Consider the following 17,888-nt stretch of genomic DNA (forward strand, 5'->3'; position numbering starts at 1 on the left):
AATCAAATTTAGAAAGGACAAAACATGGCATTGAACCAAATGCAGGTGTTCAACGAATACATTATGCCCGCCACTATCGAGCAGCTGGCGCAGATGATTCAGAAATTCAACGAGGCGTCGAACGGGGCGATCCGTCTGACGACCAAGGGCTTTACGGGCGACTTTTTGCAGGAGTCGTTTTTCAAATCGCTGTCGGCGGCGCAGCGGCGCGTAGACCGCTACGGTGCGAACGGTGCGGCGGCGGCAACGGATTTGACGCAGTTGAAGCATTCGAGCGTGAAAATCGCGGGCGGTATCGGGCCGATTGCGTTCGAACCGTCGCAGATGACTTGGCTGCAGCAGCCGACGGGGCGGGGTGTGGCGGTGGCGTCGCGCTCTTTGGCGGAACTGATGCTGAAAGACCAGTTGAATACGGCCATCGGCGCGCTGGCGGCGGCTGTCGGCAACCGGCCGGAGGCGGTGAACGATGTGTCGGCCACTAAGGGCTTGGACTATGTCGCCATCAACGGGGCGCATGCCAAGTTCGGCGACCATTCGGGTAATTTGGTGGCGCAGGTGATGAGCGGCGCGGCCTATCACAAGCTGATCGAGCGCAATCTGACCAACGCGCAGCAGTTGTTCCTTGCGGGCACGGTGCAGGTGGTGGATTTGCTGGGTAAGGCGGTGATTGTGACCGATGCGCCCGCGCTCTTTGCCGCCGCGCAGTCGCCCGCTCCGGCGAAGTTCAAGGTGCTGTCGCTGGCGGATTCGGCGGCGGTGGTGAGTGACGGCGGCGATGTGGTGTCGAACGTGGAAACGCGTAACGGTAACCAGCGCATTGTGACGACTTTGCAGGTGGACTATTCCTTCGGGCTGGGCTTGAAGGGCTATTCGTGGGACGAGTCCAACGGCGGCAAGTCGCCCGACGATGCGAAGCTGTTTACCGGCACGAACTGGCAGATGGTGGCGTCGGACATCAAGCAGACGGCGGGCGTGCTGACGGTGGCCGACGCGGGCAAATAGGTCGTTTGAAGGCGTGAGGCCGTCTGAAAGTTTTCAGACGGCCTTTGTTTTGGCTGTAATACGGAAATACGAAAGGAATCGACATAATGGAAAAACCTGTTTTTTACGAGATGCATCCGGTTTCACAGGAGCGTCGCGCGGCTTTGCTGGCGGCGGGGTATCGGATTATCGACGCGGTGTTCCAGCCGGAGGGTTATGAGAATCCGCCCGACCCGCAGGCCGTGAAAGGCCGTCTGAAAAAGGACGGCGGCGGTGATTAGGGTGTTTGTTTCCGCCGCCGAGGTGTCGGCGGTGCTGCCTGCGGGGGCGGATGGGGAGCGGGCGGCGATGATGGCGAATCTGTGGCTGTCGCGGCAGGCTTTGAAGCCGTTTGATGTCGTGCCGGAAGGGGTGAAGGCGGCGGCTTTGGAGTTGGCGCGGATGGCGCATGAGGGGCTGTTGTATGCGGATACGCAGTCGGGTTTGTTAGCGGAGACGGTGCGGGCGGACAGTGTGAGTGTGAGCCGGTCGTTTTCGCCGTCGGCCAAGGCGGTGTCGGGGCGGATGCGGCTGGTGGCGGATTTGCTGTCACCGTATCTGGACGGTGCACGTTTGGGCAATGCGGTGTTGTTGGCGAGGTTGTGATGAGGGTTTTGCTTCAGGAGCGGCTGGCGGCGGCTTTGTCGGGCGTTTTGGCCGATGCGGTGCAGGATTTTGTACTGCGGCGTACGGTGAAAACGGCGGACAGGGTGCGCGGGACGTTTGTGGAGGCGGTGGAGGAATACCGTGGGCGCGGGTTGTGCCGTTTGTCGTGGTCGGCGGTGGAGCGCAATGCGCTGGGGATTCCGGCGACTGACGGCAAGGCGGTGGTTTTGCAGTCGGAATGCGCCGTTGCGCCGAGGCAGGACGATGTGTTGGACTTTGGCGACGGGGCGTGCCGTATTGTCGAGGTGCGGCAAGACCCGGTCGGGGCGGTGTGGACGGTGCAGTACCGGAGGGTGTGAGATGGCTTGGGACAGGAAACCGGATTTGTTCGCGGAGTTGGTCGAAGAGGAAGCGGAAAAGCGTTGGCGTGCGTTTGCTCTGACCTGTCTGAATGCGGTGGTGCTGCGTTCGCCGGTGGATACGGGGCGGTTTCGCGGCAGCCATACGGTGTCGGTGGGGCAACCTGATTACGGGCTGACGGAGGCGGAGGACAGGACGGGGACGCTGACTCTGGATGCGGGGGCGGCGGTGATTCGTGGTGTGCCGAAGGGGGCGTTCCCGCCCGTCTATATCCAAACGAATCTGCCTTATGCGGCGCGGCTGGAAAACGGGTGGTCGCAGCAGGCGGCGGACGGGGTGTATGCGGTGTCGTTCAATTATGCGGTGCAGAAATTCAGATGACGGAATATGAGTTCAGGCAGGCGGTGTCTGCCTTGGTTTTGCAGGCGGGCATTGTGGCGGAGGCGGCGGTGGATGTGCCGAACGGTTCGGGGTTTTCGCCGCCGCGCGGTTTGTGGCTGCGGCTGGGCTTCAGCGGGGCGCAGGGTTTGTTTGCGGGCTTCGGCGATATGCCGCTGACGCGGCGGACGGGGCTGGTGACGGTGCAGTGTTTCGCGCCTGCGGCGGAGTATACGGGTGCGCTGGAAGAAGCGGCGGGCGCGTTGGTGCGGCTGCTGGAATGGCATTTCGCACCGGGCTTTGAGTTGCAGGCGGCGGAGACGGCGGATGTGGGGCTGTCGGACGACGGTTTATGGTGGCAGAAGAATGTGCGCGTGCCGTTTTTGATTAAGGCCGTCTGAAAACCCAAACGGGACTTTCAGACGGCCTTTGTTTTGACTGTTTTTTTATGAAAGGAAATACCCATGAGTTCGGGTGCGAAGCAGAGTCTTTATATTGTGGCGGAGGCGGCGGCAGGTACGACGCCGAACAATCCGAAGTGGGCGACGCTGCCCTTTAAGGCGCTGTCGCTGGACGGTGCGCCGAATAAGACGGAGTCGGATACGGTGGTTGACGGGCGCATCGGGCGCGGCAGTTATATCACGGGCTTGGAAATCGCAGGCGATATTGAGGCCAATGCGTCGTTTGCCACGTATGACGCGCTGCTGGCGGCGGCATTTTTCAACGAGTGGAAGACGGACGCGCTGTCGGTCGGCGAGGTGCGCAAGACTTTTTCGGCGGTGCGTGCTTACCGGGACATCGGCAATTACCATACGTTTAAGGGTTTGCATGTGGCGAAGTTCGCGCTGGACATTCCCGAGGAGGGGCTGATTACCTTTAAGTTCACGATGGCGGGTTTGGAGCGTTCGCAGGCTAATGCCGCGCCTGCGGGTACGGTGGCCGCTGCGGCTTTGGCGGAGGAGTTTACCAATGTCGGGGTGGGCGAAATCACGCTGGACGGTGCGCCGCTGCGCGGGGTGGCCTGTGTGACGGCCTTTTCGTTCGAGTTGGACAACGGGATGAAGGCGCAGAAGTGTTTGGGTGCGGGTTTGTCGGCGGGCAAGCAGTTGGAAGGCCGTGCGTCAATCAGTGGTTCGTTTACGGTGGCGTGGTCGCAGAAGTCGGCGGAGATTTACGAGAAGCAGTTTGCCAACGGTAAGCTAGCCTTGGTTGTTCCCTTTGGCGATGCGGCGGGCAATAAGTATGAGTTGTCGCTGCCGGTGGTGACGGTGAAGGGTTCGCTGCCTTCGGGCGGGGCGGACGATTTGTTGAGTACGCAGTTCGAGTATACGGTTCAGGATGTGTCGCCGGTGTTGAAACGGGTGGCGAAACCTTAAAGGAGTGGGAATATGGCTTTGAAGATTGTGAAAAAGCCCGAAGCGGGGGCAAGGTGGTTCGGTTTCGAGCAGGACGGGGAGGTGGTGGCGCGTTTTCTGATCCGTCCGATAGACGAGCCGCGCTATCAGGTGGCGCAGGAGCGTTTGCAGTTGGCGGTGCGCGCGGAGGGTTCGGATATTGCGGGGATTGCGGAGGATGCACAGCCTTGGGTGTTGCGCGATGCGGAGGCGGTGGCGCGTTATCTGGTGGCGGACTGGGAGGGTTTGGAGGATGCGGACGGCAACGCCCTGCCCTACTCGCCCGAGACGGCCTGTATGGTGTTTTCGCAGTCGAAAACGGGGCTGGTGCTGTGGTCGTGGGCGAAGATGCAGGCGGAGGCTTTGCAGGCGGAGTTGTGGCAGGAAGAGGACGAGGCGGTAAAAAAGCCGTCGCCTGGTACAGGTGGCGGGCACAAGGGCAGTCGCAAAAGCGGAAAAACGTCCGCGACTACCTGAATCTGCCGCAGGAGGCGGCACCGGAATATTCGTATCTGGCGGATTATCTGGTCGCCGCTTACGTGCAAATCGCCCGCGCCCGCCGCTACGAGCAGGGTGTGCCTTTGCCGTTGTCGCTGCGCGATGTGGCGGATTTTGCCGATTGCGCGGATGTGCCGGTATCGCGAGCTTTGCTCAACCGTGCGGTGTTTGCGATTGACGATGCGGCGATGGCGGGGGTTTAGAGGCCGTCTGAAATCCTTTCAGACGGCCTGAATCTGCTATGCCAAGGGTACGGCCAGAGGGACGACGAAGTCGTGCGGGGTTTGTTCGGCGTGCCACAGGTCGTAACGACTCTGCATATCCAGCCACATGCGGCTGCTTGTGCCCAGCAGGACGGACAGACGCACGGCCATGTCGGCGGATACGGCGGCTTTGCCGTTGAGGATGCGCGAGAGGGCGGCGCGGGTGACGCCAAGGCGGCGGGCTGCTTCGGTGACGCTGGTTTCGCCGAGGTATTCGCGCAGCACTTCGCCCGGATGGGCGGGGTTGTACATTTCCATGATGCCTTCCTTAGTGATAGTCCTGATAATCGACAATTTCGGCATGGCCGTTTTCAAATTTGAAGGTCAGCCGCCAGTTGCCGTTGACGGTAATGCTCCAATGGTCTTGCAGATTCCCCGTCAACGGGTGCAACCGCCATGCGGGGGTATTCATATCCTGCGGGCTTGCCGCGTTGTCGAGGGCGGTCAGTTGCAGGCGAAGTTTTGCGGCATGGGCGGCCTGTATGCCCGCTTTACTGCCCGTTTCAAAGAATTTCTGCAAGCCTTTGTGCTTGAAACTTTTTATCATGACGTTTCCTTGCTGTATAGCGTAACTATACAGTAATATCCGTATAGCGTCAATATACGTTTTATCGAGGCCGTCTGAAACCTTTCAGGCGGCCTTTTTGTCCGGAGTCCCATATGGCAGAACAGAAATCCCGTCTGGTTATCGAAATCGACCCGTCGCAGGCGAAAACGACGGTTGCGGCTTTGGCCAAGGAGTTGCACGCGCTGACGGAGAACGGGGAGTTGTCGGCGAAAAAGGTGCGGCAGTTGGGCAGGGATGCGGCCGACCAGTCGGGGCGGCTGGATGCGATGACGCAGGCGGTGAAGCGGCTGGCGGCGGGCTATCTGACCTGGCAGGCGGCGCAGGCTTTGGTGATGCGGGCGGACGGTTACACCAATCTGCAAAACCGTCTGCGGCTGGTGACGGATTCGCAGCAGGGGCTGAATGCGGCAACGGAGGAGACGTTCCGCATCGCGCAGCGGACGCGCTCTTCGTGGGAAGGTACGGTGCAGGTGTACCAGCGTTTCGCGCAGAACGCGCAGCGTTTGAAGCTGTCGCAGGAGCAGGTGGCGCGTGCGACGGAGACGATGGGCAAGGCGGTGGCTTTGTCGGGCGCGTCGGCGGGGGCGGCGCAGGCGGCGATGGTGCAGTTCGGGCAGGCGTTGGCTTCGGGTGTGCTGCGCGGCGACGAGTTCAATTCGATGGCGGAAAACACGCCGGCGGTGATGGACGCGATGGCGCGCGGGCTGGGTGTGTCGCGCGGCGAGCTGCGGGCGATGGCGGCGGACGGCAAGCTGACGGCGGAGGCGGTGACGCAGGCGCTGCTGCGGGTTTCCGATTCGGTGGACTCGGACTTTGCCAAGACGCAGGCGACGGTGGGACAGGCGTTCCAGTCGTTCAACGACAGTCTGACGAAGTTTGCCGGTGAGGCGGACAAGACGACGGGAGCGAGCCGCGCGCTGGCGGAGATGCTGCTGACGGCGGGCAAACATATCGATGCTTTGGCTTTCGGCGCGGCAACGGCGGGCGGGATTGCGTTTGTCCGTATGCTGGTGACGGCGCAGGTGGCGGTGGCAGGGACGTCGGTGCGGCTGCTGACGATGAACGGCCTGCTGGCGGCGACGCAGTCGCTGCTGATGGGGCCGGTGGGCTTGGTGCTGGCGGCCGGGGCGGCGGCGGGGGCTTATGCGTATCTGACCTCTTCGGTGGCCGACAACAGCGATGCTTTGGAAATCAATGCCGACAGGCTGCGCAAGACGGTTGAGGAATATAAGAGGCTCAACACCCAAGGCCAAACGCGGCAAATGGAGGAGCTGAAAGAGAAGATTGCCGATGTCAATAAAGAGTTGGAGGGACGCAAAGCAGGCCTGATTTACGGCTACGACCATGTGAAGGGCATGGAAGAGCTGATGCGCAGCTTTACCGAAGGCAAAATCAAGCTGGAGGATTTGAATGCGGCGATGCTCAACGGCACGGATGCCAATGAAGCGACACGCGAGAGCATTCTGAAGCTGGCACGGGAATACGAGCAGGCGAAAACCGTCGGCGCGAATCTGAAGCTGGAGCAGGACGCTTTGAACGGCAAGGTGGCGGATTTGCAGCCTGCGGCGGGCAAGGCGGCGGACGGGGTTGCCGAGCTTGCCCGGAAAACGGAGAACTACACGGCAAAAGTGAAGGCCGCCGTGGCCGAGGTGGAAAAGCTGCAAGGTCGGTGGGCGGATTCCGTTGCCGACAATTCGGCTTACATTTCCTTCCGCGAAAAGGGTTACGACGACGCGACGGCCAAGGAAATGGCGAAAGTCAAAGCGGCGTTTGTGCGCAAGGGTATTGCCGACGAAGATGCGACTTTGAAAGCCTTTGAGGCGTTTCCCGAAATCCGTAAGAAAATCGAGTTGGAAAAACAGGCGGCGGCGTGGCAGGAAAAAGACCGCAAGCGTTTGCAGGCCGCCAACCGTGAAGAAAAGCTGCGGACAAAGGAGCTGGAAAAGCGCAAAAAAATCACCGCTACGGAAAAACTATGGCGCGGCGGCGCGGGGGAGCGGGTGCTGGGGCACGCGCACCGCCACCGCTACGCCGAACTGGAGCAGCGGCACGGTTTGCCGAAAAACCTGCTGGCGGCTTTGGAAATGCAGGAATCGCGCGGCAATGCCGCTGCGGTTTCGCCCGTAGGCGCGCGCGGCGCGTTTCAGTTTATGCCCGATTCGGCCAAACATTGGGGAGTGAACGTCAATGATGTGCGCTCTTCGGCGGAAGGGGCGGCGCGTTATCTGAAATATCTGCTGAAAATGTTCGACGGTAATGTGGAGCTGGCCGTCAATGCCTACAACCACGGCGAGGGCAATACGCTCAAACGCCTGAAATCGGGGCGTGCCGCGCCCAAAGAAACGCGCGGCCATTGGGCGGGCGTGTCGGCTAATCTCGACTGGCTCAACGGCGGCAGGGGGGAGTTTAAGGACGACCCGCGCCAAGCCTATGCCGAGCTGCCGCCCGATTTGTACGCGCAGACGCTGGAAGATTTGCAGCGGCAGATTGATATGGTGGGGCTGCTGTCCGAGGCGCAGAAGTTCGGCTATGAGTTGGAAAAAGGCCGTCTGAAAGATTTGTCAGCAGAGGAAAAGGCGCAGTTGGCGGCGAAACGGGAGACGCTGGACGCGCTCTCGCGCGAGGCGGAGGAAAGAGACCGTCTGAAAGAGCTGGCCGAGGAGGCGGAGCGGGATTTTTCCGACCGTTTGTTCGAGCTGGATTTAATCGGCAAAACGGCGGACGAGACGGCGCGGCTGCGGCTGGAGCGCAAGTACGATCTGATGGTGGTGCAGGCGCAGAAGGACGGGGCGTCACAGGGCTATGTCGACGGCCTGCTGGCGCAGAAGCAGGCGGCGGAAGAGGCGCGGCTGGCTGTCCAAAAGCTGCGCGAAGAGAAGGCAAACGACTGGCAGGGCGGCATTGCCGCAGGGATAGACGGCTATGTCGAAAGCCTGGGTACGCTGCATGAGAACGTCGCCAAACAGGTTGAGGCGTCTTTCGCCAAAATGGGCGACGCACTGGCGGATTTTGTCGCTACGGGCAAGCTGGATTTCCGCAGTCTGACGGTTTCGGTTTTGCAGGACATTTCGCGCATGATGGTGAAGATGGCCATTCTCAACGCGATGAAGGCGGGCGGCAATGCGCTGGCGGGGTCGTCTTCGCCCTTTCTCGCTTCTGTCGGGCGGGTTTTGACCGGCAAGTTTGCCGACGGCGGCACGGTCGGGCTGTACGGCCTTGCGGGCAGTACGGGCGGCTATACGGGCGGCGGCGGCAAGTATGAGCCTGCGGGCATCGTCCATCGCGGCGAGGTGGTTTTTTCGCAGGCGGACGTGCGCCGCCACGGCGGGGTGCGGGCGGTGGAGCGGCTGCGGCTGCGCGGTTTTGCCGACGGCGGCACGGTCGGGCTGCCCTCTCCCGTTGCCGCCGCGTTAAACCGTCAGGCCGTGGCGCAGAATACGAATATCTCGGTAACGGTGAATGTGCAGGGCGGCGGAGATAATGTACGGCAGGATGCGGAAGACGGTGCGCACGCCGGGGTGTTGAAGGCGGTGCGGGAAATCGCGGTCAATGCGGCGCGCACGGAGGTGGGGAACAGTCTGCGTCCGGGCGGGGCGATTTATCAGGCTATTCGAGCTTGAGGCCGTCTGAAAGTGTGAGGCCGTCTGAATGTTTCAGACGGCCTGTTTTGTTGCGGAGGTTTTATGGCAAGGTCGTTTGACTGGCCGGTCGATGTGTCCGGCACTTCGGTCAAGACGGTGTTCGATGTGCGCACGGTGCAGTTCGGCGGCGGCTACGAGCAGCGGCAGCCGAAGTTTCTGCGTCCGTCGCGGCGCTCTTGGGAGGTGTCGAAGACGGATATGAAGCCGGTGATTGACGAAATCGCGGCGTTTTTCGATTCGATGCGCGGGGTGGAGGCGTTTTGGTTCCGTCCGCTGCCCTCGGAGGCGCGTTTGTTGGTGAAGGTGTCGGAATACCGGCGCGAGCCGCTGGGCGGCGCGGTGTGGAAGATTTCGGCAACATTTGAGGAGGTTTTATCATGAATGCGCGTATGGCTTTGTTGTCGGCGCCGATGTTGAAGGCGTTGTCGGCGCAGCGGCAGGATGTGATGGTCGAGCTGTGGGAGGTGGATTTGCGTGCCTTGGGCGGGCAGGTTTACCGTTTGTGCAATCAGGTGAACGAGAAAAACGGATCGGTCATCTTCGCCGGGCAGGCGTACGAGCCTTATCCGGTTTATGCGGAGGGCTTTGAAAGTTCGTCGCAGGGAGCGGGCAACCGGCCGACGCTGTCGCTGTCGAATCTGTTCGGTTTGGTAACGGGGATGGTGGAGAGTTACGGCAGTGTGGTCGGGGCGGCGGTGACGCGCTATCAGGTGTACGCGCAGTTTCTCGATGCGGCGAATTTTGCTTCAGGGGCGAATCCGTCTGCAGATGCGTCGCAGGCGGTGCGGATGTGCTTTGTCGTCGAGCGGATGGTGTCGCTGACGGCGGAAAAGGCGGTGTTCGAGCTGTCCGCGCCTTCGGAGGCGGACGGTGCGCTTGTGCCGGCGCGGCTGATGATGGCGGACAGGTGTCCGTGGCAGTATCGCGGCGCGGAGTGCGGCTATACGGGGCGTCCCGTGGCCGACCGTTTCGATATGCCGACCGACGATGCAAAAAAGGACGATTGCAGCCACAAGCTCTTGGGCTGTATGGCGCGTTACGGCGCAACGGCGGCGCTGCCCTACGGCGGTTTCCCGTCGGCGGACAAGGTGTTGTCGTCATGATGCTGTGCGGACAAACGGCGCGGGACATTGCCGCCCATGCGCGAAGCAGGCCGCAGGAGGAAATCTGCGGCTTTGTGCTTTCAGACGGCCGCTATCTGCCGCTGGACAATGTGGCGGACAAGCCGTCTGAAACCTTTGAGATTGCGCCCCGGGCGTGGCGGGAAGATGTTGCCGCTATCGTCCATTCGCATCCGCAGGGCGAGCCGTTTTTGTCGGGGGCGGACAGGCAGTCGCAGGTACTCACCGGCCTGCCGTGGGTGCTGTATACGGGCGGCCGTGTGAAGGTGTTCCGCTGTTGTCCGCATCTGCGCGGGCGGGTGTTTGCGTACGGGACGGCGGACTGCGGCGCGCTGGTACGCGATGCCTATATGCTGGCGGGTATTGACCTGCCCGACGGGGTGCGCACGGATTTGGACGGTGATGCGGCACGCGGCCGTCTGCCCGAACATTTGGCCGCGTGCGGTTTTGCCGTTTCAGACGGCCTCGAAGCGGGCGACGTGCTGCTGACGGTGCACGGCGGGAAGCCGTCGCATCTGGCGCTGTATCTCGGGCAGGGGCGGATTCTGCACCATGCCTACAACCAGCTTTCGCGCCGCGAGAGGCTGACGGATTGGTGGCGCGAACGCATACACAGCGTTTGGCGGCATCCGCTCTGGCAGGCAGGGATGGTGCAAGCGGTGGAAAACGATTTGATGCACACGGTGACAATATGATTACGGTAAGACTCTATGGCGCTCTGGCACAGTTCGGGCGCCGTTTCGATTTGCACGCCGACACGCCCGCCGAGGCGCTGCACGCGCTGTTTGCCCAGATACGCGGCCTGCGGCGCAAGGTAGCCGACGGGTTGTTTCAGGTGCGTTTTCAGGGACGCGATTACGGGGAAGACGCTCTGGACGATGCGTTCAGACGGCCTGCTTCGGGGGTGCTGCATATCGTGCCGCGCACGGCGGGAGCGGGTAAGGCCGGGCAGTTGGTCGCCGGTATCGCCCTCTTGGCGGTGGCATGGTGGAATCCGCTGGGCTGGGCGGCGGGCGGCGCGATGCTGTCGGCGGTAACGAGTGCGGGCATCGGCATGGTGTTGGGCGGCGTGGCGCAGATGCTGACAAAGCAGCCCAAGCCCGATCAGGGCAGAAGCGGGGCGGCGAGCAGCCGCAATACGGCGTTTTCCCATCTCGCCAACACGGCGGCGCAGGGGCAGCCGGTGCCGCTGGCCTACGGTTTGGTCTACACGGGCAGCCGCGTGGCCTCGCAGGGGGTGGAGTCGCGGCGGCTGGCAACGGGCGCGGCGGCGCAGCCGGGCGGTTTTTTGGCGCGCTGGTCGGGCATCCGCCGTCCGGAACAGGCGGGCACGCCGTCCGACCCGCTGGCGGTGGATTTGACGCTGGGCATGAAGCGCACGTTTGCCGCAGGCGTGGCGGCAACCGCCCCGAACGGGCAAAAATACAATACGGACTTCGCCGACGATTCGGTGAGGGCGCGGAACTACACGGCGGAGTATGTGAAAGAGTAGAGGCCGTCTGAAATTTCAGACGGCCTTTGTTCAGAAATCGAGTTGTTCGGCGTAAATTCCCAAGGCGGCGGCGAGTTTGGCGCGAGTGGATTTGCGCAGTGTGGCGCTGTTTTCGTGCTGCGAATAGGCCGACTGGCTGATACCCGCTTTTTCCGCCGCTTCGGCCTGTGTCAGCCCTAGGTATTCGCGCCATGCGCGCAGGGGCGTCCAACCTTTGTCAAACGACAAATCGACCACTTCGGCGGGGATGCCGCCTTCTGCATCGACGGGATGGAGCAGGCGTTGGAAATCGGCGAACGGGACAACGGCAAAGGCGGGGTTGCCTGCCGCGTCGCGGATGATTTGGTAATCAGTAGGTGTTTTCATCTCGTTTTTTAACCTCTTCTATGCTGACGATGTGTACCGTGCCGTCGAAATTGAAAAATACGCGGTAGTTGCCGACGCGCAGGCGGTATTGGTGGATATGGTTGGATAAAGCCTTGACGCCGGTGCAGTTGGGCATGGCGGCCAATCCTTTGATTTTGGCGCGTATCTGCTGCTGCTCGGGTATTTTCCGCAGCTGTTTGGCAGCTTTGGGGCGGTAGACGATTTTGTTCATGGGTTTATTATAAGTATTTTATAAGTTTTAGTCAATAAAATAAGTTTAAGCCGTCTGAAATTTTCAGACGGCCTTTGTGTTTGCGAAACGGAAGGATACGCTATGGGCGGCAAGTCGGGCGGCGGGCAGCATGTGCCCTATGAAGCGCCGAACTCTTTGTCTTCGGCACAGTCTTTAAAAATCATCGATGTGGTTTCCGAGGGGGAAATCGCGGGTTTTGCCAACGGGCAGGATGCGCCCTTCAAGTCGGTGTTCCTGAACGATACGGTGGTACAGAACGCCGACGGTTCGTTCAATTTCAAGGGCATCACAGGCTTTTTCCAGCGCGGCACGCCCGATCAGTCCTACGTTCCGGGCTTCGATGCGTCGGAGCGGACGGTGTCGGTGTCGGCGGCGGTGAAGTACAGTACGCCGGTGGTGCGTTCGGTGTCCGACCCGCTGGTTTCGCGCCTGCGGGTGACGGTGGGGGTGGAGCGCAATGCACGGGTGAACGACAACGGCGATACGCTGGCGGCGGACACGTCGCTGACGGTGACGCTGGCGGGCAAGTCGGGCAGTGTGTCGCAGCAGGTGCGTTTCACGGAAAAAGGCAGCGGTGCATATTATCAGGACGCGGTGTTCGACAAGCTGCCTTCCGTGCCGTTTACGGTGCGGGTGTCGCGCAATACGCCCGACAGCACGAGCGACAAGGTGTCGAACAATACGTTTTTTGCGTCTTTTGTGGAAATCGTTGATGCGCGCCTGTGTTATCCGCACACGGCCTTTGCCGCGCTGCACATCGATTCCGACCAGTTCGGTAGCAGCGTTCCACGCCGCAATTTCCTGATTCGCGGGCTGCTGTTGCAGGTGCCGTCGAACTACGACCCGGAGACGAGAAGCTACGCGGGCATTTGGGACGGCAGTTTCAAAACGGCGTGGACGAACAATCCGGCATGGGTGTTTTATGACCTGTTGACGCGGCCGCGCTATTCGACGCTGGCGCGGCGGCTGTTGCCGGGTCAGATCGACAAGTGGGCGCTGTATGAAATCGGCCGCTACTGCGACGATCTTGTGCCGGACGGCTTCGGCGGGCGGGAGCCGCGCTATGTGTGCAATGCCTATATCACCGATATGAAGCAGGCGGGCGAGCTGTTGCAGACTTTGTGCAGTGTGTTTTGCGGCCTGCCGCTGTGGAACGGTGAGCGGCTGTCCGTCGTGGCCGATTTGGACGCCGACCCCATCGCGCTCTATACCAATGCCAATGTGCTGGACGGGCAGTTTTCCTACGGCAGCGCGGCTTTGAAAAGCATCCACACCGCCGTGCAGGTGCAGTATCTCGACAAAAACGACAGCTACCGCGCCAAAACGGAATACGTTGCCGACGACGAAGCCGTCGCCCGCTACGGCCTGAACATCAAGCAGGTGACGGCTTTCGGCTGCGATTCGCGCGGCCAGGCGGTGCGCTTTGCGCAATGGACGCTGCAAACGGAGCTGCGCCAGCAGAATACGGTGACGTTTGCCGTCGGCCGCGAGGGTTTGAAGCATCTGCCGTGGGACATTGTGCAGGTGGTGGACAACGATTATGCGGGCGCAGAGCTGTCAGGCCGTCTGAAATCGGTGTCGGGCGGCACGGCGACGCTGGACAGGCCGGTGAAAACCGCCGTCGGCTCTATGCTGCGCCTACCCTCGGCGGACGGCATCGTGTCGGCGAAGGTGACGGCGCAGCCTGCGCCCGATACGTTGGTTTTGGACGCCGCCCCCGCCGTAGCGGAGGGAGACGTGTGGATTTTGTCGGGCAGGGTCAAGCCGCGCCTGTTCCGCTGTGTCGGTATCAAAGAGAATACGGAAGGCGGCACTTACACCGTCACCGCCCTGCTGCACGACCCGGCCAAATATGCGGCGGTGGACACTTCGGCCGATTTTTCGCGCGAAGTGCACAGCCTGCGCCGCGCCGATCCGCTGCTGGCGAATCCGTCGCTGCATGCGGGCGGCGGCAAGGTGACGCTGACATGGGACAATCTGACGGCGGACGGACAGGTGCTGTCCTACGACATCAAAATCTACCGCGACGGCAAACTTTACCGCCATATTCCCGATGCGGCGTCGGCGGAAATCGTGCTGCACGGCCTGCCCAAAGGCAGCTACCGCGCCGAAATACGCGGCCGCAACGCACGCGGCGTCTATTCCGAGCCGCTGGTTAGAGCGTGGACGCTGGACTACGAAATCAGCGCCGTGCGTACCGTGGGCAAAACGCTGGCGGTAGACCTTGTGTGGACATGGCCGCAGACGGTGGTCGACGAGTTGGCGGTGGAAATCCGCTACGGCAGAACCGCCGATTTGTCCAAAGCGCAGAAACTGGCCGAACTGCCCTACCCGCAGAACACTTACACGCTGACGGGCGTCGGCGCGGCGGACGAATTTTGGTTTTGGCTGCGCGTGCGCGATGCGGCGGGCAATACGGGGGAATTTACCGCCCCCGTGCGCGGCACGTCCGACCCGAACCCCGCGCCGCTGGTGAAGCTGATTGAGAAGCAGATTACCGAGAGCAGTCTGTCGCAGAGTCTGAAAGATCTGCTGGACGGCAAAATCGAAGCCGGTAAAAACGCCGCCCTTGCCGAGGCAGGCAAAAAAACGGCCGCAGAAGCCGCCGCACGGATGAAAGCCCTTGCCGACGAAGCCGCCGCACGGCGGCAGGCTCTGGCAGGTGAAGCCGAAGCCCGCAGCCGCGATATTCGGACGGCCGCCAAAACCGCCGCCGACGATTTGGCAGCCAAATCGCGCGAGCTGGGGACGAAAATCACGTCTGTCGAGACGGTGAACAATACGCAGGCAACGCAAATCCAAACCGTCACCGCTGCGCAGGGTAAGACCGCCGCAGGTTTGGAGCTTGAAAAGAAAGCCCGCGCCGACGGCGACAAGGCCGAGGCGCAGGCACGGCAGTCGCTGGCGGCGAAGCTGGACGGGCAAATCGCAGGCATCACGCGCGAGCAAAGCACGCTGGCGGACAAGGACAAAACCCGCGCCGCCGAAACCGCCGCTTTGAACACGCGCATGGGGCAGGCCGAGGGCAGTATTACAAGCCTGCGCGAAAGCGTGGCGCAGGCCGACCGCGCCCGCGTACAGGCGGTGGACAACCTCACCGCGCGGCTGGGCAACCTTTCCGTGGGCGGGCGCAATCTGCTCAAACAGTCCGCGCCCGATGCGGGTTACGACTATCTCGCCCGCTTTGCGCTGGCCGAAGCCCCCGCCGTCGGCGAAGATGTCACCGTCACTTTGTGGGGTGAGCTTGGCGCGGACAGGACGGGGGTCGGCATATACAACTCGCGTGGCTTAGGACTGCTGTTTAACTTGACTAAGGTTTCAGACGGCCTCTGGCGCGGCGCGGGCAAGTGGGCGTTACCCACTGACGGCGATGGTGTGGGTGAATATGCTAACAACTCCCATCTGAATGTCTACTTTTTCCCGAACAGTGGTGCGTCTACAAGCCGCATCAGCCGCATCAAGCTGGAACGCGGCACGATGGGGACAGACTGGACGCCCGCGCCCGAAGACGTCGGCGAGACGGCAGAGCGTATCGCGGCGGACGTGACGAATCTGAAACAGACCAGTGTCACGCGGCAGCAGGCGGAGGCCATCGCACAAAGCACGTTGTCGGCCAAGTTCCAAGTGCCTGATACGCGCGACGACAATCAGCCGCCCTCTTGGTACTGGGAAAACTACCCGCGTCAAAACGTGACGGAGTTTAAGAAAGCTTCCGTTCTCGGTTTGCGCGGCGGCGTGGGCAATAACGCTTTTTGTGTTATGGAAACCTCCGTGCCGTTTACAAACCCGACGGGTGGTCAGGTCTTTCAGACGGCCTCTTTGTCTGACGGCACGGTGTGGCGGCGCAAGTCGGATGTGTCTTATATACTCGCGACGAGCACCTACTCCCGCGACGCTTGGACGGACTGGCAGCAGGACGAGACAGTGGGCGGAGCGCAGGCCAAGGCCGATGCGGTGAAGAAAATCGCCGATGCGGCCAAAACCCTTGCCGAACGGACGGAGGCCGACTTTAGCGGCTACAAACGGACGGCGGCAGAGCGTGACAAAGCCGTTGCCGAAGAGCTGAAAACCGCCAAGGCGCAGGTTGCGGGCAATACGTCGCAGATTACCTCCTTGAAATCCGCCAAAGCCGACAAGACGGAAGTGGCCTCCATCGCGCAGACGGCTTTGGAAAGCAGATGGCTGGCGGCGGCGGACAGGGCCAAGGTGGCAGCCGTGACGGCGGCGGCGCAGACGGCGCAGGATAAGGCCGATGCCGCCAAGGCGGCAGCCCTTGCCGCTGCGGAACGGGCGGCGCAGGCCAAAGCCGACACGGCCAAGGCGGCAGCAGTTGCCGCAGCGGCGGGCGACGCGCAGAGCAAGGCCGATGCAGCCAAGGCGCAGGCAATAGCCGACGCAGCGGCAAAGGATGCCGTGGTCAAACAGCAGGCGGCCGCCGACGCCAAGGCCAAAGCCGACAAGGCACTGGCCGATGCCAAGGCGTATGCCGACGGTCTGAATGCCGCCGCCGAGGCAAAAATCAGTCGTTTGGAACAGACCAGTGTCACGGTGGCGCAGGCGGAGGCCATCGTGCAAAAAACGATGTCGGCCAAGTTCCAAGTACCCGATACGCGCAACGACAATCAGCCGCCGTCTTGGTACTGGCAGAACTACAAACGCCAGACGGTGACCGAGTTTAAGACGGCCGCCGTTATCGGTTTGCGCGGCGGCGTCGGCAGGGACGGCTTCGCCGCGCTGGAAACGCGCGTGCCGTTTGAAAACCCGACGGGAGGGGAAGCCTTTCAGACGGCCTCTTTGTCCGACGGTACTGTGTGGCGGCGCAAGTCCGACGTGGTTTATACGCACGAGACGCGCACCTACACCAAAGACCAATGGACGGACTGGGTGCAGGACGAAACCGTTGACGGGGCGCAGGCCAAGGCCGATGCGGTGAGGAAACTCGCCGAGGAGACGGACAGGCTGGCACGCAAGGCGCAAGCGGATATCGAGAGGTTTCAGTCGACCTACGCCAACGAGAAGAAGGCAGAGGCTGAGGATAAGAAGAAGCTGACCGCCAAGCTGGGCAAAGCCGCCGCCACGGTGGAAACGACGTCGAAAGCGCTGACTACGCTGGACGGCAAGGTGCAGGCGATGCACGGCATCAAAACCGAAACCATCGCCAGAGGCCGCAAGGTGTTCGCAGGCATTACGCAGGGCGCGGACGGCCAAACGGCGGAAAGCGAAGTGCTGGTTTGGGCGGACAAGTTCGCCGTTATCGAGCCGACGACCAAGCAAATCCGGCCGATGTTTACCGTTACCCGTGGCAAGGTGGCTTTGTCGGGGGATTTGATTGCCGACGGGACAGTGCAGGCAAAGCACATTCAAACTTCTACTCTCTCTGCCATTTCGGCCAACTTGGGCAATGTGACGGCAGGTAGCCTAAACAGCGTGAGTATTAACAACGGCAACGGCAGCTTTACCGTGGACGCGCGGGGGAATCTGTATGCGAAAAACGGACGTTTTGAAGGGACGGTGAAGGCGGACAAAATCGAAGGGGACGTGCTGAAAATGTATCATCTGCCGCAGGGACGTGACGGCTACACGCTGCACTTGGGCACCGTTCCGTTCCCCCGTCTGCTGACGTTTTTGTCTTTGCAGGTGACGGCGTCGGGTTTTGTGTCGCAAGTAGTCAATGAGGCTGGCAGCCATGCGGTACTGGTGGAAATCAGCCTGAACGGACAGACGAGGGTTCGCCGCGAAGTGCATCCGCAGTACACCGGTACATTTTCGGAAGTTTCTAATGATGGCAGATTGATACATCGTCACGCTTATGTCGACAACCGAGCCAATCTTGTTTCCAGTTTGGCACTGGACTCAGGCAGGGAGCATGATATCCGTGTGACTTTCAGCGGCGGGAAAACGCAGCCTGACGAGGATATTGTCTGCTTT

17 protein-coding genes are annotated in these 17,888 nt (G+C 61.5%); 12 read left to right on the forward strand and 5 right to left on the reverse strand.

The genetic code is table 11. The annotated features are described in order from the left end of the window. Positions 1-24 precede the first annotated feature (24 nt). Positions 25-1,002, forward strand: coding sequence for a major capsid protein (locus tag ACLD9W_RS06435; protein WP_410841251.1), 978 nt, complete (start codon positions 25-27; stop codon positions 1,000-1,002). A gap of 122 nt (positions 1,003-1,124) precedes the next feature. Here the strand turns inward: ACLD9W_RS06435 and ACLD9W_RS06440 are convergent, their stop codons facing one another. Continuing rightward, the gene (locus ACLD9W_RS06440; protein ID WP_410841252.1) at positions 1,125-1,940 is read right to left on the reverse strand and encodes a hypothetical protein; all 816 of its coding nucleotides are present in this window, start codon (positions 1,938-1,940) and stop codon (positions 1,125-1,127) included. A gap of 46 nt (positions 1,941-1,986) precedes the next feature. Here ACLD9W_RS06440 and ACLD9W_RS06445 point away from each other — a divergent pair, with 46 nt between their 5' ends. The 5 genes from ACLD9W_RS06445 to ACLD9W_RS06465 all read left to right on the forward strand — a co-directional run bounded on the left by ACLD9W_RS06445 (position 1,987) and on the right by ACLD9W_RS06465 (position 4,459). Further along, the gene (locus ACLD9W_RS06445; protein WP_410841253.1) at positions 1,987-2,367 is read left to right on the forward strand and encodes a hypothetical protein; all 381 of its coding nucleotides are present in this window, start codon (positions 1,987-1,989) and stop codon (positions 2,365-2,367) included. Continuing rightward, positions 2,364-2,765: a phage tail terminator-like protein gene (locus ACLD9W_RS06450; protein ID WP_338195142.1), complete on the forward strand. Its 402-nt coding sequence runs from the start codon at positions 2,364-2,366 to the stop codon at positions 2,763-2,765. The genes ACLD9W_RS06445 and ACLD9W_RS06450 overlap by 4 nt, the downstream gene beginning before the upstream one ends. A 63-nt stretch (positions 2,766-2,828) precedes the next feature. After that, on the forward strand, positions 2,829-3,740 hold the full coding sequence (locus ACLD9W_RS06455; protein ID WP_410841254.1) for a phage tail tube protein: 912 nt from the start codon (positions 2,829-2,831) through the stop codon (positions 3,738-3,740). 12 nt (positions 3,741-3,752) lie between these two features. Then, a complete protein-coding gene (locus ACLD9W_RS06460; protein WP_410841255.1) occupies positions 3,753-4,235 on the forward strand; it encodes a hypothetical protein in 483 nt (160 codons plus the stop codon). 98 nt (positions 4,236-4,333) lie between these two features. After that, the gene (locus tag ACLD9W_RS06465; protein ID WP_410841256.1) at positions 4,334-4,459 is read left to right on the forward strand and encodes a hypothetical protein; all 126 of its coding nucleotides are present in this window, start codon (positions 4,334-4,336) and stop codon (positions 4,457-4,459) included. Positions 4,460-4,495: 36 nt separating this feature from the next. On the opposite strand, the gene ACLD9W_RS06470 is transcribed toward ACLD9W_RS06465, so the two are convergent. Both ACLD9W_RS06470 and ACLD9W_RS06475 read right to left on the reverse strand, forming a co-directional pair. After that, positions 4,496-4,777: a HigA family addiction module antitoxin gene (locus ACLD9W_RS06470; protein WP_410841257.1), complete on the reverse strand. Its 282-nt coding sequence runs from the start codon at positions 4,775-4,777 to the stop codon at positions 4,496-4,498. Between the two features lie 10 nt (positions 4,778-4,787). Beyond that, a complete protein-coding gene (locus ACLD9W_RS06475) occupies positions 4,788-5,066 on the reverse strand; it encodes a type II toxin-antitoxin system RelE/ParE family toxin (RefSeq protein ID WP_338195158.1) in 279 nt (92 codons plus the stop codon). Positions 5,067-5,179: 113 nt separating this feature from the next. Between ACLD9W_RS06475 and ACLD9W_RS06480 the strand changes: the two genes are divergently transcribed. The 5 genes from ACLD9W_RS06480 to ACLD9W_RS06500 all read left to right on the forward strand — a co-directional run bounded on the left by ACLD9W_RS06480 (position 5,180) and on the right by ACLD9W_RS06500 (position 11,341). Next, positions 5,180-8,707, forward strand: a complete 3,528-nt coding sequence (locus ACLD9W_RS06480) for a tape measure protein (RefSeq protein WP_410841258.1) — start codon at positions 5,180-5,182, stop codon at positions 8,705-8,707. A gap of 63 nt (positions 8,708-8,770) precedes the next feature. After that, entirely contained in the window at positions 8,771-9,109 is a 339-nt protein-coding gene (locus ACLD9W_RS06485) for a phage tail protein (RefSeq protein WP_410841259.1), read from the forward strand. After that, positions 9,106-9,831 carry a phage minor tail protein L gene (locus ACLD9W_RS06490; protein WP_410841260.1) on the forward strand — a complete coding sequence of 242 codons (726 nt, stop codon included), beginning with the start codon at positions 9,106-9,108 and terminating at the stop codon, positions 9,829-9,831. Before ACLD9W_RS06485 ends, ACLD9W_RS06490 begins: the two co-directional genes overlap by 4 nt. Next, positions 9,828-10,544: a C40 family peptidase gene (locus tag ACLD9W_RS06495; RefSeq protein ID WP_410841261.1), complete on the forward strand. Its 717-nt coding sequence runs from the start codon at positions 9,828-9,830 to the stop codon at positions 10,542-10,544. The genes ACLD9W_RS06490 and ACLD9W_RS06495 overlap by 4 nt, the downstream gene beginning before the upstream one ends. Then, on the forward strand, positions 10,541-11,341 hold the full coding sequence (locus tag ACLD9W_RS06500) for a tail assembly protein (RefSeq protein WP_410841262.1): 801 nt from the start codon (positions 10,541-10,543) through the stop codon (positions 11,339-11,341). Before ACLD9W_RS06495 ends, ACLD9W_RS06500 begins: the two co-directional genes overlap by 4 nt. A 30-nt stretch (positions 11,342-11,371) precedes the next feature. On the opposite strand, the gene ACLD9W_RS06505 is transcribed toward ACLD9W_RS06500, so the two are convergent. Together ACLD9W_RS06505 and ACLD9W_RS06510 are read right to left on the reverse strand one after the other, a co-directional pair. After that, positions 11,372-11,707 (reverse strand): helix-turn-helix transcriptional regulator, encoded by a 336-nt coding sequence (locus tag ACLD9W_RS06505; protein WP_338195177.1) that lies wholly within the window; start codon positions 11,705-11,707, stop codon positions 11,372-11,374. Beyond that, positions 11,691-11,939, reverse strand: coding sequence for a type II toxin-antitoxin system RelE/ParE family toxin (locus ACLD9W_RS06510; RefSeq protein WP_338195180.1), 249 nt, complete (start codon positions 11,937-11,939; stop codon positions 11,691-11,693). The genes ACLD9W_RS06505 and ACLD9W_RS06510 overlap by 17 nt, the downstream gene beginning before the upstream one ends. 102 nt (positions 11,940-12,041) lie before the next feature. Between ACLD9W_RS06510 and ACLD9W_RS06515 the strand changes: the two genes are divergently transcribed. Next, the coding region (locus ACLD9W_RS06515) for a phage tail protein (protein ID WP_410841263.1) at positions 12,042-17,888 on the forward strand (5,847 nt) is incomplete at its 3' end.

Source organism: Neisseria sp. WLZKY-1, assembly GCF_046546535.1.
Lineage (GTDB): Bacteria > Pseudomonadota > Gammaproteobacteria > Burkholderiales > Neisseriaceae > Neisseria.

Excerpts from the sequence above, each read along its gene's own strand:
- ACLD9W_RS06435 (WP_410841251.1), top strand. The coding sequence starts at position 25 with ATGGCATTGAACCAAATGCAGGTGTTCAACGAATACATTATGCCCGCC.
- ACLD9W_RS06445 (WP_410841253.1), top strand. The coding sequence starts at position 1,987 with ATGGCTTGGGACAGGAAACCGGATTTGTTCGCGGAGTTGGTCGAAGAG.
- ACLD9W_RS06450 (WP_338195142.1), top strand. The coding sequence starts at position 2,364 with ATGACGGAATATGAGTTCAGGCAGGCGGTGTCTGCCTTGGTTTTGCAG.
- ACLD9W_RS06455 (WP_410841254.1), top strand. The coding sequence starts at position 2,829 with ATGAGTTCGGGTGCGAAGCAGAGTCTTTATATTGTGGCGGAGGCGGCG.
- ACLD9W_RS06460 (WP_410841255.1), top strand. The coding sequence starts at position 3,753 with ATGGCTTTGAAGATTGTGAAAAAGCCCGAAGCGGGGGCAAGGTGGTTC.
- ACLD9W_RS06470 (WP_410841257.1), bottom strand. The coding sequence starts at position 4,777 with ATGGAAATGTACAACCCCGCCCATCCGGGCGAAGTGCTGCGCGAATAC.
- ACLD9W_RS06475 (WP_338195158.1), bottom strand. The coding sequence starts at position 5,066 with ATGATAAAAAGTTTCAAGCACAAAGGCTTGCAGAAATTCTTTGAAACG.
- ACLD9W_RS06480 (WP_410841258.1), top strand. The coding sequence starts at position 5,180 with ATGGCAGAACAGAAATCCCGTCTGGTTATCGAAATCGACCCGTCGCAG.
- ACLD9W_RS06485 (WP_410841259.1), top strand. The coding sequence starts at position 8,771 with ATGGCAAGGTCGTTTGACTGGCCGGTCGATGTGTCCGGCACTTCGGTC.
- ACLD9W_RS06490 (WP_410841260.1), top strand. The coding sequence starts at position 9,106 with ATGAATGCGCGTATGGCTTTGTTGTCGGCGCCGATGTTGAAGGCGTTG.
- ACLD9W_RS06495 (WP_410841261.1), top strand. The coding sequence starts at position 9,828 with ATGATGCTGTGCGGACAAACGGCGCGGGACATTGCCGCCCATGCGCGA.
- ACLD9W_RS06500 (WP_410841262.1), top strand. The coding sequence starts at position 10,541 with ATGATTACGGTAAGACTCTATGGCGCTCTGGCACAGTTCGGGCGCCGT.
- ACLD9W_RS06505 (WP_338195177.1), bottom strand. The coding sequence starts at position 11,707 with ATGAAAACACCTACTGATTACCAAATCATCCGCGACGCGGCAGGCAAC.
- ACLD9W_RS06510 (WP_338195180.1), bottom strand. The coding sequence starts at position 11,939 with ATGAACAAAATCGTCTACCGCCCCAAAGCTGCCAAACAGCTGCGGAAA.